The sequence below is a fragment of the Seonamhaeicola algicola genome (genome assembly GCF_007997385.1).
In the GTDB taxonomy this organism is placed as follows: Bacteria; Bacteroidota; Bacteroidia; order Flavobacteriales; family Flavobacteriaceae; genus Seonamhaeicola; species Seonamhaeicola algicola.
The window spans coordinates 102,819-120,205 of the sequence record NZ_VOSC01000012.1; the positions used below are offsets into that span (position 1 = coordinate 102,819).

Sequence of the window (17,387 nt, forward strand, 5' to 3'; positions counted from 1 at the left end):
TTGCTTACAAAAAGTAAAAAGATATAAAGCGTTTCTTTAATTATTGATAATTACTTTAACATTATGACCAATTATTAATAAAACTTACTGTGTGTTAAGGGGCTTTCATAATCCTTTAGTATTTTTACTAACAAATAATTATTAATTATTCATAAAACTAAAGAATGTCTATTGAACCAAAATTAAAGCGATTTAACCAAAACGTATTGTCTAAATACCAAATATACAACAGTATATTTATGACTTTACCTTTTGATTCTGTTACAAAAACAGGCGTATTACTTCCTCTTTTTCATGAAACTTGCGAAAAAGGTTTTGCTAAAGGTGATGACCCAACAACTATTGTTGAAACATTCTTTAAAAAATACCAAGCAAGACGCACTGAGGAAAGCCAAATAAACTTACTGTTTCGTTTTATTCAGTACATTGAAAGACAAGTAGTATTGTTTGATGCCATTGAAGATGCTGCATTTCCTATTGTAAATAATATGGATGGTGTTGGTACATTACGAAACCTTAAAGGCAACGCCAGATCTGAAGGCAAACTTGAAGAACTTAAAGAATTTCTTGAAGAGTTTAAAGTACGTATAGTGCTAACAGCACACCCTACACAGTTTTATCCGGGCTCAGTTTTAGGTATTATTACAAACCTAACTGCGGCAATTAAAAACAACGACTTAACTGAAATTAACAACCTATTTGGGCAGTTAGGTAAAACGCCTTTTTTTAAACACAAAAAACCAACACCTTACCAAGAAGCTAAAAGCTTAATTTGGTACTTAGAAAACGTTTTTTACAAAACATTTGGCGATATTTATAACTACATACAATCTAATATTTATGATGATGGTAAAAAACATAACGACATTATAAATATTGGTTTTTGGCCAGGTGGCGACCGTGATGGAAACCCCTTTGTAAAACCAGAAACAACGCTTAAAGTTGCTAAAAAACTTAAAAAAGCAATTCTTAAAAAATACTATCAAGATTTAAGAGATTTACGCAAAAAGCTAACATTTAGAGGTGTAGAAAGTAGAATTATACGTTTAGAAACCATAATGTATGATTATAGCATTAACTTGAAATCTAAAAAAGCCATTAGCGCTAAAGAGCTTAGAGCAGAACTTTTAAGCATTAGAGATGTAATAGTTAAAGAACACCAATCATTATACGTTACTGAAATAAACAACTTAATAAACCGTGTGCATTTATTTGGCTACAGGTTTGCATCATTAGATATTAGACAAGACAGTAGAATACACCACAGCGTATTCACTACAGTTATTGATAGCTTAATTGCAACAGGCACTTCATCATTCCCAGAAAATTATCACGATTTATCAGAAGCTGAGCAAATAGAAATTCTATCAAAAGCTACCGATGATATTGGTGATTTAGATGCTTTTGAAGATGAAATGGTTAGAAACACACTTAAAACCATTGCCATAATTAAAGATATTCAAAAAGCAAACGGCGAACGTGGAGCCAACCGTTACATTATTAGTAACAACCAAACAGCACTTAACGTAATGCAACTTTTTGCAATGTTAAGAATGGTATCTTTTAAAAACGATTTAACTGTTGATGTAGCACCATTGTTTGAAACTATTCCAGATTTAGAAAATGCGCCTAGTGTTATGGAGCAACTATATAAAAACCCAGAATACAGAGCACATTTAAAAGCCAGAGGCAACAAACAACACATTATGTTAGGTTTCTCTGACGGAACAAAAGATGGTGGTTACCTTATGGCAAACTGGGGTATTTACAAAGCCAAAGAATCACTTACTGAAATGTCTAGAAAATATGATATTACAGTTATATTCTTTGACGGACGTGGCGGACCACCAGCACGTGGCGGCGGAAAAACACACAATTTCTACTCATCATTAGGGCCTACAATTGAAGACAAAGAAGTACAAATTACCATTCAAGGGCAAACAGTAAGCTCAAACTTTGGTACAAATGACTCATCACAATACAACTTAGAACAATTAATAAGTTCTGGTATTAAAAATAGAATTGATGGTGAAAAGAATCGTTTATCTGATGAAGATAGAGCTGTAATGACAGATTTAGCTGAAACCAGCTATCAAACATATAAAGATTTTAAAAGCCACCCAATGTTTATACCATATTTAGAGCGCATGAGTACATTAAAGTACTATGCTAAAACTAATATTGGTAGTAGACCATCAAAACGTGGTACATCTGATAAATTAGTATTCTCAGACCTTAGAGCCATACCTTTTGTTGGTTCTTGGAGTCAACTAAAACAAAATGTACCAGGTTTTTACGGCGTAGGAACTGCCCTTAAAGCATATGAAGATAAAGGTGAATGGGATAAAGTTGTTAACCTTTACAACAACTCTAAATTCTTTAAAACACTTTTAGAAAACAGTATGATGTCTTTAACCAAATCGTTCTTTGATTTAACCAAGTACATGGCTAAAGACGAAGAGTTTGGTGCTTTTTGGAATATCATTTTTGAAGAATATCAAATTACTAAAAGGCTGTTATTAAAGCTTACAGGCTACAGTGAACTTATGGAGAATGAGCCATCAGGAAAGGCATCTATTGAAGTTAGAGAATCTATTGTTTTACCACTTTTAACCATACAACAGTATGCACTTAAAAAAGTACAAGATTTAGAAAAGGCAGGTGTACCAGCTGATAACCCAGAGAAGTTAATTTTTGAAAAAATTGTTACACGCTCTCTATTTGGAAATATAAATGCTAGTAGAAACTCAGCTTAATTAAAGCTTACTTTTAAAATAAACAAAAAGCCTTCAATTTCTTGAAGGCTTTTTTATGTTCTAAATTAAGGAAAAAACTAAAAGTTATAACAACTTTAAACCGGTTACAATTTATAATAAAAAAACACATATTCATTGTTTTTTATAATGTTTTTTACATATAAAAAGTTAAAATATACCATATAACATAAAAACACTTTCATTTTAACAATAAAACATATAGTTAGGTTACAATTTAAAATAGTAAAACCACAAAAGAAAAAACCCCAAGCTTGCACTTGGGGTTTAAAATACCTCTAAGTTAGGGTTAATTTAAAAGTATTAATACCTTAAATAAAAAAAGAGGCTCTTAAAAATACAAAAATAAGAAGCCTCTTTTTACTAACTATATAATAATCTAAATTTTATTAATGTTCATTCATTCTGAAATCGGCATAAGCATCCATACCATGCTCATGAGCATCTAATCCTTCAAGCTCTTCTTTTTCAGAAACTCTAATACCAACTGTTTTCTTCATGATAAAGAAAATTAAGAATGCAGATGGTATACAAATAGCTGCGTATGACAACACACCAACTAATTGACTAATAAACTGATCTACTCCTGCTAACGCACCAAATAAACCAACCGCTAAAGTACCCCAAATACCACACACTAAATGCACAGCAATAGCACCAACAGGGTCATCTAATTTAATTCTATCTACAAAACTAACGGCAAATACAATTAAAGCACCAGCAACAGCACCTATAATTATAGCATCTTCAGGTGTCATTTGATCTGCTCCTGCAGTAATACCAACTAAACCACCTAAAATACCATTTAAAAACATAGTTAAATCTAAGTTTTTATAACGTAAGAATGATACAAAAGCAGACACTACACCACCTGCAGCCGCAGCTAAACATGTAGTTACTAATGTTAATGATGTTAACTCAGGATCTGCAGATAATACAGAACCACCGTTAAAACCAAACCAACCTAACCATAGTATTAATACACCAGCTGTAGCTAAAGGTATATTATGACCAGGAATAGCTTGTGGTTTTCCTTGTTTATCAAATTTACCAATTCTAGCACCAAGTAACCAAACTGCTACTAAAGCAGCCCAACCACCTACAGAGTGCACTAAAGTAGAACCTGCAAAATCATAAAAAGGTGTTTCTCTCATATCTAAGAAACCACCACCCCATTTCCATGAACCAGCTATTGGATAAATTAAACCAACATATATAACTGTAAACATCATGAATGGGCCAATTTTAATACGCTCTGCAACAGCACCAGACACTATTGTTGCCGCTGTAGCTGCAAACATACCTTGAAATAAAAAGTCTGTCCACCATGTATAACCACCATCGGCATATTCAGGAGTCATTCCGTTTTCTGGCGCACCAATACCAAAGCCTCCAAAGTCAAAAAAGCCAGCAGATCCTTCGGCAAAACCAGGGTACATTAAGTTAAAACCTGCTATATAATATAGCAGCAGCCCAACTGTAATGATAAAAATATTTTTAAATAAAATGTTGATAGTATTTTTTTGTCTTGTAAGTCCTATTTCTAAAAAAGCAAATCCTGTGTGCATAAAAAACACAAGTGCCGTACAAATCATCATCCATACGTTATTTGCTGTAAATAATCCTTCCATAATTCGTTTTCTTTAAGAGTTTTTAATTTAGTTGTTGTTATTTTAATGTGTCTCCACCTTTTTCGCCAGTTCGTATTCTGTAACATTCTGTAACGTCAGACACGAAAATTTTTCCGTCTCCAACCTCACCAGTTGCAGCTGAATTTAAAATGGCTTTAATTGTAATTTCTTCAAAATCATCATTTACAACTATAGATAAATATCTACGTTGAATATCACTAGTACTGTATGACACACCGCGGTAAACGTGTCCTTCTTTTTCATTTCCTAAACCGGTTACATCCCAGTAAGAAAAAAAGTTAACTCCAACATCATGCAAAGCTTCTTTTACAGCACTGTACTTGGATTTTCTAATGATTGCTTCAATTTTTTTCATAATATTTAATTTTAATAATTTGTTTAATTAGTAACAAATTGCGTGTTAGTTGGTACAATATAAGTTATTGGTTGCGTTTATTGAAAATTGAAATATTTTTTTTCATCAAAAATGGATGCCTTAAGGAAATTCTCAGGCATCCATTTTATCAAGCTTAAAAGCTTATATTATTAGAAATCTCTTAGTCTTCTATTTCTCTTTGTCTTTTACCAGGGTAAGCTAATGCACCGTGTTCTGATAAATCAAGACCTTCAATTTCTTCTTTTTCAGTAACTCTAAGTCCCATTGTTTTCTTAAGCACAAAGAAGAAAATAAATGATGTTACAACTGCCCAAGCAGCATAAGCAAGTGTACCTATTAATTGTGTTACAAACTGACTTGAACCACCGCCATTGAATAAACCAATACCAGCATCGCCATCAATTCCCCATAAACCAATTACTAGTGTTCCCCATGCACCGGCTAAACCGTGTACTGAAAACGCACCTACTGCATCATCAATTTTTAATTTTTGCTCAACAAACTCCATTGAGAATACCACAATAATACCACCAATTAAACCAGCTATTATTGCACCACCTTCGCCCATGTTACCACATCCTGCAGTAATACTTACTAAACCAGCTAAGGCACCGTTTAGCGTCATGTCTAAGTTTGGTTTTTTGTATTTTAACCAAGAGATGATTAATGCACCTAAAGCTCCACCAGAGGCAGCTAAGTTAGTTACTAACACTACCATTGAAGCGCCAACAGCATCATCACCACCCCAAGCTAATTGAGATCCGCCGTTAAAACCAAACCATCCGAACCATAGGATAAATACACCTAAAGTACCTAATAATTTGTTATGACCTGGAATTTCAACAGCTTTTCCATCTTCGGTATATTTTCCTAATCTTGGACCAACTAATGCAGCACCAATTAATGCAGCCCAACCACCTACAGCGTGTACAATTGAAGAACCAGCAAAGTCAATAAAGCCCATTTGAGCTAACCAACCATCGCCATTCCATTGCCATCCACCTGCTATTGGGTAAATTAAAGCAGTCATTACAATAGAGAAAATGATATACGTGTTATATTTTGTTCTACCAGCAATAGCACCAGATACAATAGTAGCAGCAGTAGCACAAAATACGGTTTGAAAGAATAAATCTGCAGGCCCTTGGTTAAAAGCAAAACCACTCCAACCAATCCAACCATTAGTATCTCCATACATTAAAGAGTAACCTACACCCCAGTAAACAAGTGATCCTACGGCTATATCTAGTACGTTTTTCATGGCTATGTTAACCACGTTTTTAGAACGTGTCATTCCAGATTCAACTAACGTGAATCCTGCTTGCATTAAAAATACTAAGATACCAGATATAAGCATCCATAGCATTCCCATATCGCCTTCAATAGCGGCGGTGTCTTGAAAAAAAAGAGGTATGTTGTATAAAGACATAATAATTGTTTTATGGTTAGTAATTTATTTTTTTGAAATGTTTAGGTGCTCTGCTACAGAGCACCTAAACTGTATTTATATATTAGAAAGAGTAGATTGCGGCTAAAGTAAATGCAGCTAAGTTATCTGCTGCAGCGCCATCACTATCAACGTATGGCATAGCGTCAGACCAAGAATCTAATCTAATTTCTGGCTTAATAATTAAGTTGTCAACAGTATAACTACCTGTTAAAGTTGCAGCAAATACACTTTCTTCTGCTGGGTTAGCATCACCGTGTAATCCAAAGTACTCACCTCTTAAACCAATTGAAAAGCTATCAGAAGTTGCAACTTGAGGATATAGTGCAGCTCCGTAGAAACCAGAACCGTCGTTATCATTGTAAGCAGCATTGATACCTAAGAAGAATGAATCTGATAAATCAAACCCACCAGTATAGTCTATTTCAAAACCTAAAACTACACCAGAATCATAATAGAAGTTTAAAAATTGACCTGCATAACCTAACTGTGCCCCTAAAGCATAATCTCCAGTCATATTATTATTGGTATCTGTAGCATTCATAAGCGCCACCATTAAACTAAAATCATCAGATAAAGCAAAATCTGCTTTTAAACCCACATGTGAAAACGGACCGTTAGAGAATAAATAAGATGTACTGTAATTAAAGTTTGCAACAGGTGAAATTACTTCATATCCTAAATAAGTATTAAAACGACCTAAAGTTAAAGTTGTACTTTCAGATACATTCCAATAAGCATATAATTGATTTATAAAAACATCTGAGTCTCCTCCAACTGCTTGCAAACCTCTAGTACCAAAAGCTAAATCTGCAACAGCTCCAGTTTTTTCTCCTTCGTAAGAAGCTATAATATTAGCCATACCTAAAGCAAATCCCGTTTGGTTTGCAAAAGAAGAACCAAAACCATCAACATTATTATCAGTATCTGATGAAGTTAAAAATGTTTGGTAATAAGCATCAACACTACCTGAAATTGTTAAAGGTGATTTTTTCTCTTCTTCCTGTGCAAATAAAACAGTTGCTACAAAAAGGAATGAAAGTGTAAATAATTTTTTCATAATTGTTTTCATTTAAGATTAATTTTTATTAGTTATTTTCCTTAAGAACGAGGCTAAACTATACTAAAAACTTTTAACCCCCATAAAAAATAGGGGTAAATGAATAACTTTTGATGATATTTTAATTTTACCCCTATTTTTTTAGGGGTATTATGTTTATTTTTTAATTTTTTAATTTTTTAACAACTCATTAAATTGAATTATTGTCAGTATTTTCAAAGTTTTAATTGTGTTATTTTCAATAACTTCAACTTTTGTTATGATTAATTCACATATCCGCATTTATCATTGAATTTTAGCAATTGAATATTTATTAAAAAAGAAGAGTAATATTAACATATAATTATTTTTAACTCTACTTCACCATTAAAATCGAAATAATGAATTCAGCATTATTATATATTTAAAATGTATGCCTATCTTAGCTTACTTAGTCACGCTTTAAACCAATATAATTAGTTGATTATGCTTAGGAAACAAGGATTGTATTCGCCGGAATTTGAACACGAAAACTGTGGTGCCGGCTTTATTTGTAATCTTAAAGGAGAAAAAACAAATCAAATCATTCATGATGCTTTAGAAATTTTAGTAAAACTAGAGCACCGTGGTGGTGTTAGTGCCGATGGAAAAACAGGTGATGGTGCTGGTTTATTAATTGATATCCCTCATGATTATTTTAACCGCGTTTGTAATTTTGATTTACCTGCGCCCAGAGAGTATGCCGTTGGTATGGTATTTTTACCAAAAATTAAAAACCAATACCAATTTTGTAAAAACATTTTTGAAAGAGAAATAAAAGCACAAGGGCTTTCTATTTTAGGATGGAGAACTGTACCTGTAGATTCATCGCAATTAGGAGCCATTGCTAAAGCATCTGAGCCAGAAATTGAACAAATTTTTATTGGCAAAACTGACGCCATAAATGAGGCTACTTTTAAAGCTAAATTATACGCTGCCAGAAAAATAGCTGAGCATGAAATTAGGTTATCTAAAATTTCACAAAGTGATTATTTTTACATTCCAAGTTTATCAACAACAACCTTAATATATAAAGGTATTATAATGCCTGAAGATATTGGGCCTTATTATACAGATTTACAACAAAAAGACCTTGTTACTAGATTAGCACTGGTACACCAACGTTTCTCTACTAACACCATGCCTGCTTGGGAGTTAGCACAACCATTCCGCTTTATGTGTCAAAATGGTGAAATTAACACGCTAAGAGGTAACGTAAGTAGAATGCGCGTGCGCGAAGAAATCATGAAAAGTGATGTTTTTGGCCCACAAATAGATAAACTTTTCCCAATTGTTTTACCAGGAAAATCAGATTCAGCATCAATGGACATGGTGGTAGAACTTTTAACACACACCGATCGTTCTTTACCAGAAATCATGATGATGATGATTCCTGAAGCTTGGGAAAAACACAAAACCATGAGCCCAGAAAAAAAGGCTTTCTATGAATACAATTGCTGTATCATGGAACCTTGGGATGGGCCTGCATCTATACCTTTTACTGATGGTGACTATATTGGTGCGCTTTTAGATAGAAATGGTTTAAGACCATCACGCTACACCCTTACAAAAAGTGGCAAACTTATTATGTCTTCAGAAGTTGGTGTTGTTGATATTGAACCTGAAGATATTGAAAAACACGGACGCCTAGAACCAGGTAAAATGTTCTTAGTTGATATGAACGAAGGACGTATTATTGGTGACGACGAAATAAAAGACAAAATAGTTTCTGAAAGACCCTATAAAGAATGGTTAGACAAAACAAGATTACATTTAAGAGATGTACCTTACACTAACGAAACCTGCCCAATAGAAACTATTGACACTAAAACACGCCAACGCTTATTTAACTACACCATTGAAGACATACAAGATGTTATTACACCAATGGCACAAAAAGGCAAAGAAGCTCTTGGCTCAATGGGTATTGACACGCCTTTAGCTGTGTTATCAGACAGACCTCAACTAATATCAAACTACTTTAAACAATTATTTGCACAAGTAACAAACCCTCCTTTAGATGGTATTCGTGAAGAAATTGTAACTGATATTAGCTTAAACCTTGGTAAAGACCGTAATATATTTAGCATTACCGAAAGACAATGCCGTAAATTACGCATTCAAAATCCAGTTATTTCTAACGCCGATTTAGAAAAAATTAGAACCATTGACATTGAAAGCTTTAAAGCTGAAACCATCCACATACTTTACCCTAAAGAACAAGGGTTAAACGGATTAGAAAACGCTTTAGAAGATATTATAAAACAAGTTGAAAAAGCACTTGATAGAAAAACAAATATTATCATTCTATCAGACAGAGGCGTAAATAAAGATTTTGCACCAATTCCTGCATTATTAGCCTGTTCATATGTAAACCACCAATTAAACCGTTTACGTAAGCGTTCATATTTTGACATCATAATCGAATCTGCTGAACCTCGTGAACCACACCACTTTGCCACATTATTTGGCTATGGCGCATCTGCAATTAACCCATACATGGTTAATGAAATTATTAGAATGCAGGTAAAAGAAGGCTTTATTACAGACTATAATGAAGATGAAGCCGTAGAAAACTTTAACAAAGCCATTGGTAAAGGATTATTAAAAATTATGAATAAAATTGGAATCTCTACACTACACTCATACAGAGGTTCTCAAATTTTTGAAATTGTTGGTTTCAACTCAGCATTTGTTGAAAAATATTTCCCATATACAGCCTCAAGAATTGAAGGTATTGGCTTATATGAAATTGAAAAAGAAATTAGCGAACGCTATAAATACGCCTATCCAGACACACAAATTAAAAACCGCCTAGGTTTAAATATTGGAGGCGATTACCGTTGGAGACGTAATGGCGAGCGCCACATGTTTAACCCAACAACAGTAGCCAAACTACAACAAGCTGTTAGGTTAAGTGATCAAAAAAGTTATGATATTTACTCAAAAACCATCAACGAACAAGCCGAAAGGTTAATGACCATTCGCGGGTTATTTGAGTTTGATAAATTAGACCCAATTCCTATTGAAGAAGTAGAACCTTGGACAGAAATTGTTAAGCGTTTTAAAACAGGCGCTATGTCTTATGGGTCTATTTCCAGAGAAGCTCATGAAAACCTAGCCATTGCCATGAACCGTATTGGCGGTAAATCAAACTCTGGTGAAGGAGGAGAAGACAGACGTCGTTTCCAAAAAGATGTTAACGGCGATAGCCGTAACTCTGCCATCAAGCAAGTTGCTTCTGGGCGCTTTGGGGTAACTTCACATTACTTATCAAACGCACAAGAAATTCAAATTAAAATGGCACAAGGTGCTAAACCTGGTGAAGGTGGGCAACTTCCGGGTGAAAAAGTTTTACCATGGATTGCTGATGCCAGAAACTCTACGCCATTTGTTGGTTTAATTTCACCACCGCCACATCACGATATTTATTCAATTGAAGATTTAGCGCAATTAATTTACGACCTTAAAAATGCTAATCGCGATGCTAGAATTAACGTTAAATTAGTATCTGAAGTTGGTGTTGGTACCATTGCTGCTGGTGTAGCAAAAGCCAAAGCCGATGTTGTACTTATTTCAGGGTTTGATGGTGGTACAGGAGCCTCTCCTTTAACATCATTAAAACACGCTGGTTTACCTTGGGAACTTGGTTTATCTGAAGCACAACAAACACTTGTACTAAACAATTTAAGAAGTAGAATTGTTGTTGAATGTGACGGCCAATTAAAAACAGGACGCGATGTTGCCATTGCAGCATTATTAGGAGCTGAAGAGTTTGGTTTTGCAACTGCTCCTTTAGTTGCCTCAGGTTGTATTATGATGCGTAAATGTCATTTAAATACATGTCCGGTAGGTGTTGCCACACAAGACAAAGAACTACGTAAAAACTTTAAAGGCACACCAGAACACGTTATTAATTTCTTCTACTATGTTGCTGAAGAATTAAGAGGTATTATGGCACAATTAGGGTTCAGAACAATTTCTGAAATGGTTGGGCAAACCCAAAAAATTAACGCTAACAAAGCAATAAAACACTATAAAGCTAAAGGCTTAGATTTATCTAGCATATTACACAGACCTGCTGAGTATAACAATCTTACAATTAGAAATACCGAAAAACAAGACCATGATTTAAACGAGGTTTTAGATTTCACTATTCTTAAAGATTCTCACAGAGCTTTGTACCGTAAAGAAAAAACAAATTTATCATACAAAATAAGCAACATTAACAGAACTGTTGGTGCTATTGTAAGTAACGAAATTTCTAAAATTTATGGCCATTTAGGCTTACCTGAAGACACGTTAAATATAAACTTTACCGGTTCTGCAGGACAAAGTTTTGGTGCTTTTGGTGCGCATGGTTTAACATTTAAATTAGAAGGAAACACAAATGATTACCTTGGTAAAGGCTTATCGGGTGCTAAACTAATTGTTAAAAAACCAACTAAAGCTAATTTTGTTGCCGAAGAAAATATTATTGTTGGTAATGTGTGTTTATTTGGCGCCGTACAAGGTGAAGCCTACATTAACGGTATTGCTGGTGAGCGTTTTGCTGTACGTAACTCTGGAGCAACTGCAGTTGTTGAAGGTGTTGGAGACCACTGTTGTGAATACATGACAGGCGGTAAAATAGTAGTACTTGGCAAAACAGGTAGAAACTTTGCCGCAGGTATGAGTGGTGGTTATGCTTTTGTTTTAAATGAAGCCAATCAATTTACAAATGGTTTATGTAATGAAGAAACTATTGATTTTGATCCAATTACTGAAGCTGATGAAGCAGAATTGAAACAACTTATTACAAACCACGTAGCATACACAAACAGTAATAAAGGTAAAGACATTTTAGCAAACTGGAATGATTACTTAGCTAAGTTTGTAAAAGTAATGCCAAAAGAATATAAAGTAGCTTTAGAAAGAATAGCTAACGAAGAACCAATGGTTGAAGAATTAACAATTGCATAGTCATGGGAAAAGCAACAGGATTTAAAGAATTTGAAAGACAAGACGAAGCTTACAAGCCAGTAGATGAGCGTGTAAAACATTACAAAGAATTTACTGTTCCGTTATCTGAGGAAGAAATTACAAAACAAGGGTCGCGTTGTATGGACTGCGGTATTCCGTTTTGCCATAGTGGTTGTCCGCTAGGAAATTTAATTCCAGATTTTAACCACATGGTTCATCAAGGTGAATGGCAAAAAGCTTCATGGATATTACACTCTACAAACAACTTCCCAGAGTTTACAGGTAGACTATGCCCTGCACCATGTGAAAAAGCATGTGTATTAGGTATTATTGAAGATCCAATTTCAATAGAAAATATTGAAAAAAATATAGTTGAACGTGCTTTTAAAGAAGGCTGGATAAAACCACAACCTCCAAAGGTACGTACTGGCAAAACTGTAGCTGTTGTAGGCTCAGGACCTGCTGGTTTAGCTACAGCGCAACAATTAAACAGAGCTGGCCATACAGTAACTGTTTTTGAACGCGATGATGAAATAGGTGGTTTATTACGCTATGGTATTCCTAACTTTAAAATGGAAAAGGAAATTATAGACCGTCGTTTGGCAATTTTAAAAGCTGAGGGCATAACGTTTAAAACCAACGTAAATGTTGGCGTAAATTATGATGTTAAAGAGCTAAAAGCCTTTGATGCCGTGGTACTTTGTGGTGGTGCTACTGAAAGACGTAGCTTACCAACACCTGGTATTGATGCTGATGGTGTTGTACAAGCTATGGACTTTTTAACACAACAAACCAAAGTTGTTTTTGGTAAAGAAGTTAAAAACCAAATACTTGCCACTGGCAAAGATGTTATTGTAATTGGAGGTGGTGATACAGGTTCAGATTGTATTGGAACATCAAACCGCCAAGGCGCAAAATCGGTTACTAACTTTGAAATTATGCCAAAACCTCCAGGACACCGTTCGCCATCAACTCCTTGGCCTTATTGGCCATTACAGTTAAAAACATCATCTTCTCATCAAGAAGGTGTTGAACGCAACTGGTTAATTAACACTAAAGAATTTGTTAAAGATGAAAACGGAAAATTAACCGCTTTAAAAACAGTTAATGTTGAGTGGGAAATGATTCCTGGTGAAAGACCAAAATTGGTTGAAATTGAAGGAACCGAAAAAACATGGCCGTGTGATTTAGCTTTATTAGCGCTAGGTTTTACAGGCCCTGAAAGTACTTTAGCTGATAAATTAGGCATTGAAAAAGATGCGCGCTCTAACTACAAAGCAGAATACGGTAAATACCAAACAAATGTGCCAAATATTTTTACCGCTGGCGATATGCGCCGTGGGCAATCTTTAATTGTTTGGGCAATTTCTGAAGGTAGAGAAGCTGCAAGACAAGTTGATATATTTTTAATGGGTAAATCTGATCTTCCAACTAAAAATGCTGAAGGCGATTTAGTAGCTCTTTAAAAACTAAACACTGATTCGTCCTAAAATAAGATTAAATAAACGCTAGTATCTCACTAAGTGTGTAAAGTTTAAAATATCGAGGGTTGCAACCCTCGATATTTTTTTGATTAATTTTAAATTTTACACACAATGAAGAAAGAAGATTTATTAAACGATGAATTTTTAAAACAATTCAAAACAGGAGATGAACTTACCTCATTTCTAAAATCCATTCAAAAACTAGGTATAGAAAAGATGCTCGAAGGCGAACTTGATGCTCACTTGGATTATGAGAAACATCAACCCTCGGACAGTACCAATTCACGCAATGGCTATATTTCAAAGAAAGTAAAAGCCTCTTTAGGAGAAACCAATATAATAGTTCCCAGAGATAGAGAAGCTTCCTTTAATCCCATGTTAGTTCCTAAACGTACTAATATGGTTGATGGTATTGAGAATGTTATCATCAGCCTCTATGCCAAGGGTATGAGCAATTCAGATATAGAAGAACAAATCCGTGAAGTATACGATTTTAATGTTTCTACATCCACTATATCCCGTATCACAGATAAAGTCACTAATGATATTGTTGCATGGCAAAACAGACCATTAGAACCTGTGTATTTAATTACTTGGATGGATGGCATTGTCTTCAAGGTTAGAGAGAACTCTAAGGTCATCAATAAAACTATGTATATTGCTGTTGGTCTGCGTAGAGATGGTAAAAAAGAGGTCTTAGGGTTATGGTTAGGCAAGAATGAATCTGCTGCTTTTTGGATGAGTGTCCTTACCGATATTAAGGCTAGAGGTGTACAAGACTTACTTATTACTGCTACAGATAATCTTAATGGTTTTACACAGACCATCAAAAACGTATTCCCTGAATCTACTACGCAAATCTGTGTTGTGTATCAGATTAGAAATGCTAGTAAATATGTAGTATGGAAGGATAAAAAGGCTTTTTCTAGAGATATGAAAGCGATTTATAATGCGCCCACCAAACAAGCAGCCAAAGCAGCTTTAAATGATTTTGCAAAAACATGGGAATCTAAATATTCTTATGCTATTAAAAGTTGGAGAGATAACTGGGAGGAACTTACTGTTTTTTATGAGTTCCCTGTGGAAATTAGAAAAATTATTTATACTACAAATCTTATTGAAAATCTTAATGGAAAAATTAGAAAATACACTAAAAACAAGCTCTCGTTCCCAACGGATGAAGCGGTTATGAAGTCTACTTTTTTAGCCCTAAGAGAAGCTACTAAAAAGTGGTCTATGCCAATTCAAAACTGGGGGATAATTTTGAATCAGTTTTTAACTATATTTGAAAAAAGGGTTCAACTCTAAAAAAGTTAAACCCTCGATAAATTTTATTTACACACTTTTAGGGATAGTGTCTTTTATGATGTGTTTTTTAATAAAAGTGATTGCTTACTCTATTACCAACTTCTTCATAACAAGGTTTTCTTCATTCATTTTTACTTCAACTATATATAAGCCTTTACTAAAATTACTTGTGTTTATTGTAAAAACACTATCGTTAATTTTATTCTTGTAAATTACTTTACCTTGCATATCTAGAATTCTCACGTTTGCTAAACCAACAGTGATGTCTTCTAATAAAATATTTACAAAATCTTCAGCAGGGTTTGGATAAACCCCTACTTTAAAGGATAACTCATCATTTTTTGATTTTACCCCAACCCGTTTAGATGCATTACAATTCTGTACTATATTCCAGCCACTAGCAGTTCTCTCGTATAATGTACCACCGTTTAATACGCGATCTCCAGGTGAATAACTATTGGCATTACCATTATAAGTTGGTGCATTAGAACAATTAATACAATTATCAATAACATTCCAGCCACTACTTGTACGTTCATACAATACTCCTCCGTTAATAACACGTTCTCCAGAGGAGTAGCTATTTGCATTACCGTTGTATGCAGGTGCATTGTTGCAAGTCACCTCTCCTATGTTTCCTCCACTGTTAACATTACAATCTTCAATTTGGTTCCAACCATTTACTGTACGCTCATACAGTATGCCACCATTAATAACACGATCTCCTGGTGAGTAACTATTTGCATTATCATTATAATCTGGTGCTGTATCGCAAGTAGCAGCACTACTACCACCGGTAGTTGACCCACTTGGTTTTAAAACTCTAATCCAATCTACTAGCATAAGATTGTCATTAAAATTTTGCATTTCTGAATTATTAGGGGAACGGTTTGCAGCTGCTTGCCAACTTTGATCCTCAACATTAATAATGATATCCATTTCGCGTGAAAACTTACGGCCATTATTCAAATAATTAAATGGATCTAATACACTAATATTAGATTGACTTTTAGCTACGTCTAAATTATTCTGATTAAAACTGTTAGAAGTAGAACTCACAACCATTTTTTGAAACCCATTTTGAATACCTGATGTTTCTCGTACTAATTGACCATTTTGGTCTGTACTTGTTACACCTGCGGGGTAAGTGTATTCCCATGTTCCATTTTGAACTCTAGATGCAATAGCATCATTATCTAGTACACGTATAAGCTCTCCATCTAAATAATACTCTATTATTGTTGGCGATTTCCAATAAACACCAATCCTAACTACTCTTCCGCCCCATTTGTTTACTCCGCTTTGCCTATACCAGCTATTCCAATCACTTGGTTGGTAATCTCTAAAATTTGGAGGTCTGACAAAGACATGATGACTTAAATGAACTCTTTCCGCAAAAAAATTATTTCTTCCATCAGACATTCCTCCTCCATAGCATTCTATGATATCTATTTCCTCTTTGTCATCTGGACTTAGCAGCCAGATATCTGTAGCTAAAGAAGAATTCATTACTCGTAAACTTGCTTCAACAAAAACAGGGTATATAACTCTTTCTTTTGAAGTTATACAACCCGCTAAGGTTTCTGGTCTAGTAACACTTACAATACCGTTTCCATCTCCAAAATCGAAATCAAATGTTTTTGTGTATGGAGTATTGGTGTTATTATTAAAAAACCTTCTTGATGCCCATAAGTTTAAATTCCCTCCAGATACAGATACATGGTTTCTTACCCATTTAGTTGCACCAGGACCCTCCCATGGGTTATGAAAAAAGTTATTCCATTTAGTTAGTCCTACAGGACCAAAATCTGCATTATTATTGGTTGGATTAAAAGTATACTCAAAGTCATCTGATGCACTTTCGTTGAGTTGCCAATTACTAGCATTACCAAGTCTTGAAGGTAAAGGGGTGTTGCCAAAATTTAATTGGGCATAAGTTGCAAGTGAAAAGCCCATTAAAAAGAGCCACAAAATGTGTTTTAGTTTAATAATTTTCATAGTTTTAGTTTTTAGTTGTTTTTTGTTTTTGAATTTAACAGAATCATAAATTTGATAAGCAAAAACTAATGATTTGATAAAAACAAAAGCGCATAAATATCAATAATAACATCTGTTATATTGTTATTAACAAGTCAACTAAAACTTTACAAACTTTATTTTAAACTCAAAAAAATTAAATAAAAACTTTACATGTAAAATCTAAATTACTGATTATTAGTAAATTAAAATTACAGTGTTTTGAAATTTATTTTTTGAATTTATGTGTGCAGTTCAACCGATTTTAAGGACACTACTAAGTTAGCTTT

9 protein-coding genes are annotated in these 17,387 nt (G+C 34.2%); 4 read left to right on the plus strand and 5 right to left on the minus strand.

All coding sequences use genetic code 11. The annotated features are described in order from the left end of the window. The first annotated feature begins 164 nt into the window (after positions 1-164). Positions 165-2,756 (plus strand): phosphoenolpyruvate carboxylase, encoded by a 2,592-nt coding sequence (locus FUA26_RS02975; RefSeq protein ID WP_147131376.1) that lies wholly within the window; start codon positions 165-167, stop codon positions 2,754-2,756. A gap of 407 nt (positions 2,757-3,163) precedes the next feature. Here the strand turns inward: FUA26_RS02975 and FUA26_RS02980 are convergent, their stop codons facing one another. The 4 genes from FUA26_RS02980 to FUA26_RS02995 all read right to left on the minus strand — a co-directional run bounded on the left by FUA26_RS02980 (position 3,164) and on the right by FUA26_RS02995 (position 7,309). Continuing rightward, positions 3,164-4,405 (minus strand): ammonium transporter, encoded by a 1,242-nt coding sequence (locus FUA26_RS02980; RefSeq protein WP_147131379.1) that lies wholly within the window; start codon positions 4,403-4,405, stop codon positions 3,164-3,166. 37 nt (positions 4,406-4,442) lie between these two features. Further along, positions 4,443-4,781: a P-II family nitrogen regulator gene (locus FUA26_RS02985; RefSeq protein WP_147131381.1), complete on the minus strand. Its 339-nt coding sequence runs from the start codon at positions 4,779-4,781 to the stop codon at positions 4,443-4,445. A gap of 181 nt (positions 4,782-4,962) precedes the next feature. Beyond that, positions 4,963-6,231, minus strand: a complete 1,269-nt coding sequence (locus FUA26_RS02990; protein ID WP_147131383.1) for an ammonium transporter — start codon at positions 6,229-6,231, stop codon at positions 4,963-4,965. Positions 6,232-6,313: 82 nt separating this feature from the next. Continuing rightward, positions 6,314-7,309, minus strand: coding sequence for an outer membrane beta-barrel protein (locus FUA26_RS02995; protein WP_147131385.1), 996 nt, complete (start codon positions 7,307-7,309; stop codon positions 6,314-6,316). 465 nt (positions 7,310-7,774) lie between these two features. On the opposite strand from FUA26_RS02995, the gene gltB reads away from it, so the two are divergent. From gltB to FUA26_RS03010, 3 genes are all read left to right on the plus strand, one after another. Beyond that, a complete protein-coding gene (gene gltB / locus FUA26_RS03000) occupies positions 7,775-12,289 on the plus strand; it encodes a glutamate synthase large subunit (protein WP_147131388.1) in 4,515 nt (1,504 codons plus the stop codon). A gap of 2 nt (positions 12,290-12,291) precedes the next feature. After that, positions 12,292-13,755: a glutamate synthase subunit beta gene (locus tag FUA26_RS03005; RefSeq protein ID WP_147131390.1), complete on the plus strand. Its 1,464-nt coding sequence runs from the start codon at positions 12,292-12,294 to the stop codon at positions 13,753-13,755. A gap of 129 nt (positions 13,756-13,884) precedes the next feature. Beyond that, positions 13,885-15,081, plus strand: a complete 1,197-nt coding sequence (locus tag FUA26_RS03010; RefSeq protein ID WP_147131392.1) for an IS256 family transposase — start codon at positions 13,885-13,887, stop codon at positions 15,079-15,081. 84 nt (positions 15,082-15,165) lie between these two features. On the opposite strand, the gene FUA26_RS03015 is transcribed toward FUA26_RS03010, so the two are convergent. Beyond that, positions 15,166-17,079: a T9SS type A sorting domain-containing protein gene (locus tag FUA26_RS03015; protein WP_147131395.1), complete on the minus strand. Its 1,914-nt coding sequence runs from the start codon at positions 17,077-17,079 to the stop codon at positions 15,166-15,168. Positions 17,080-17,387 lie beyond the last annotated feature (308 nt).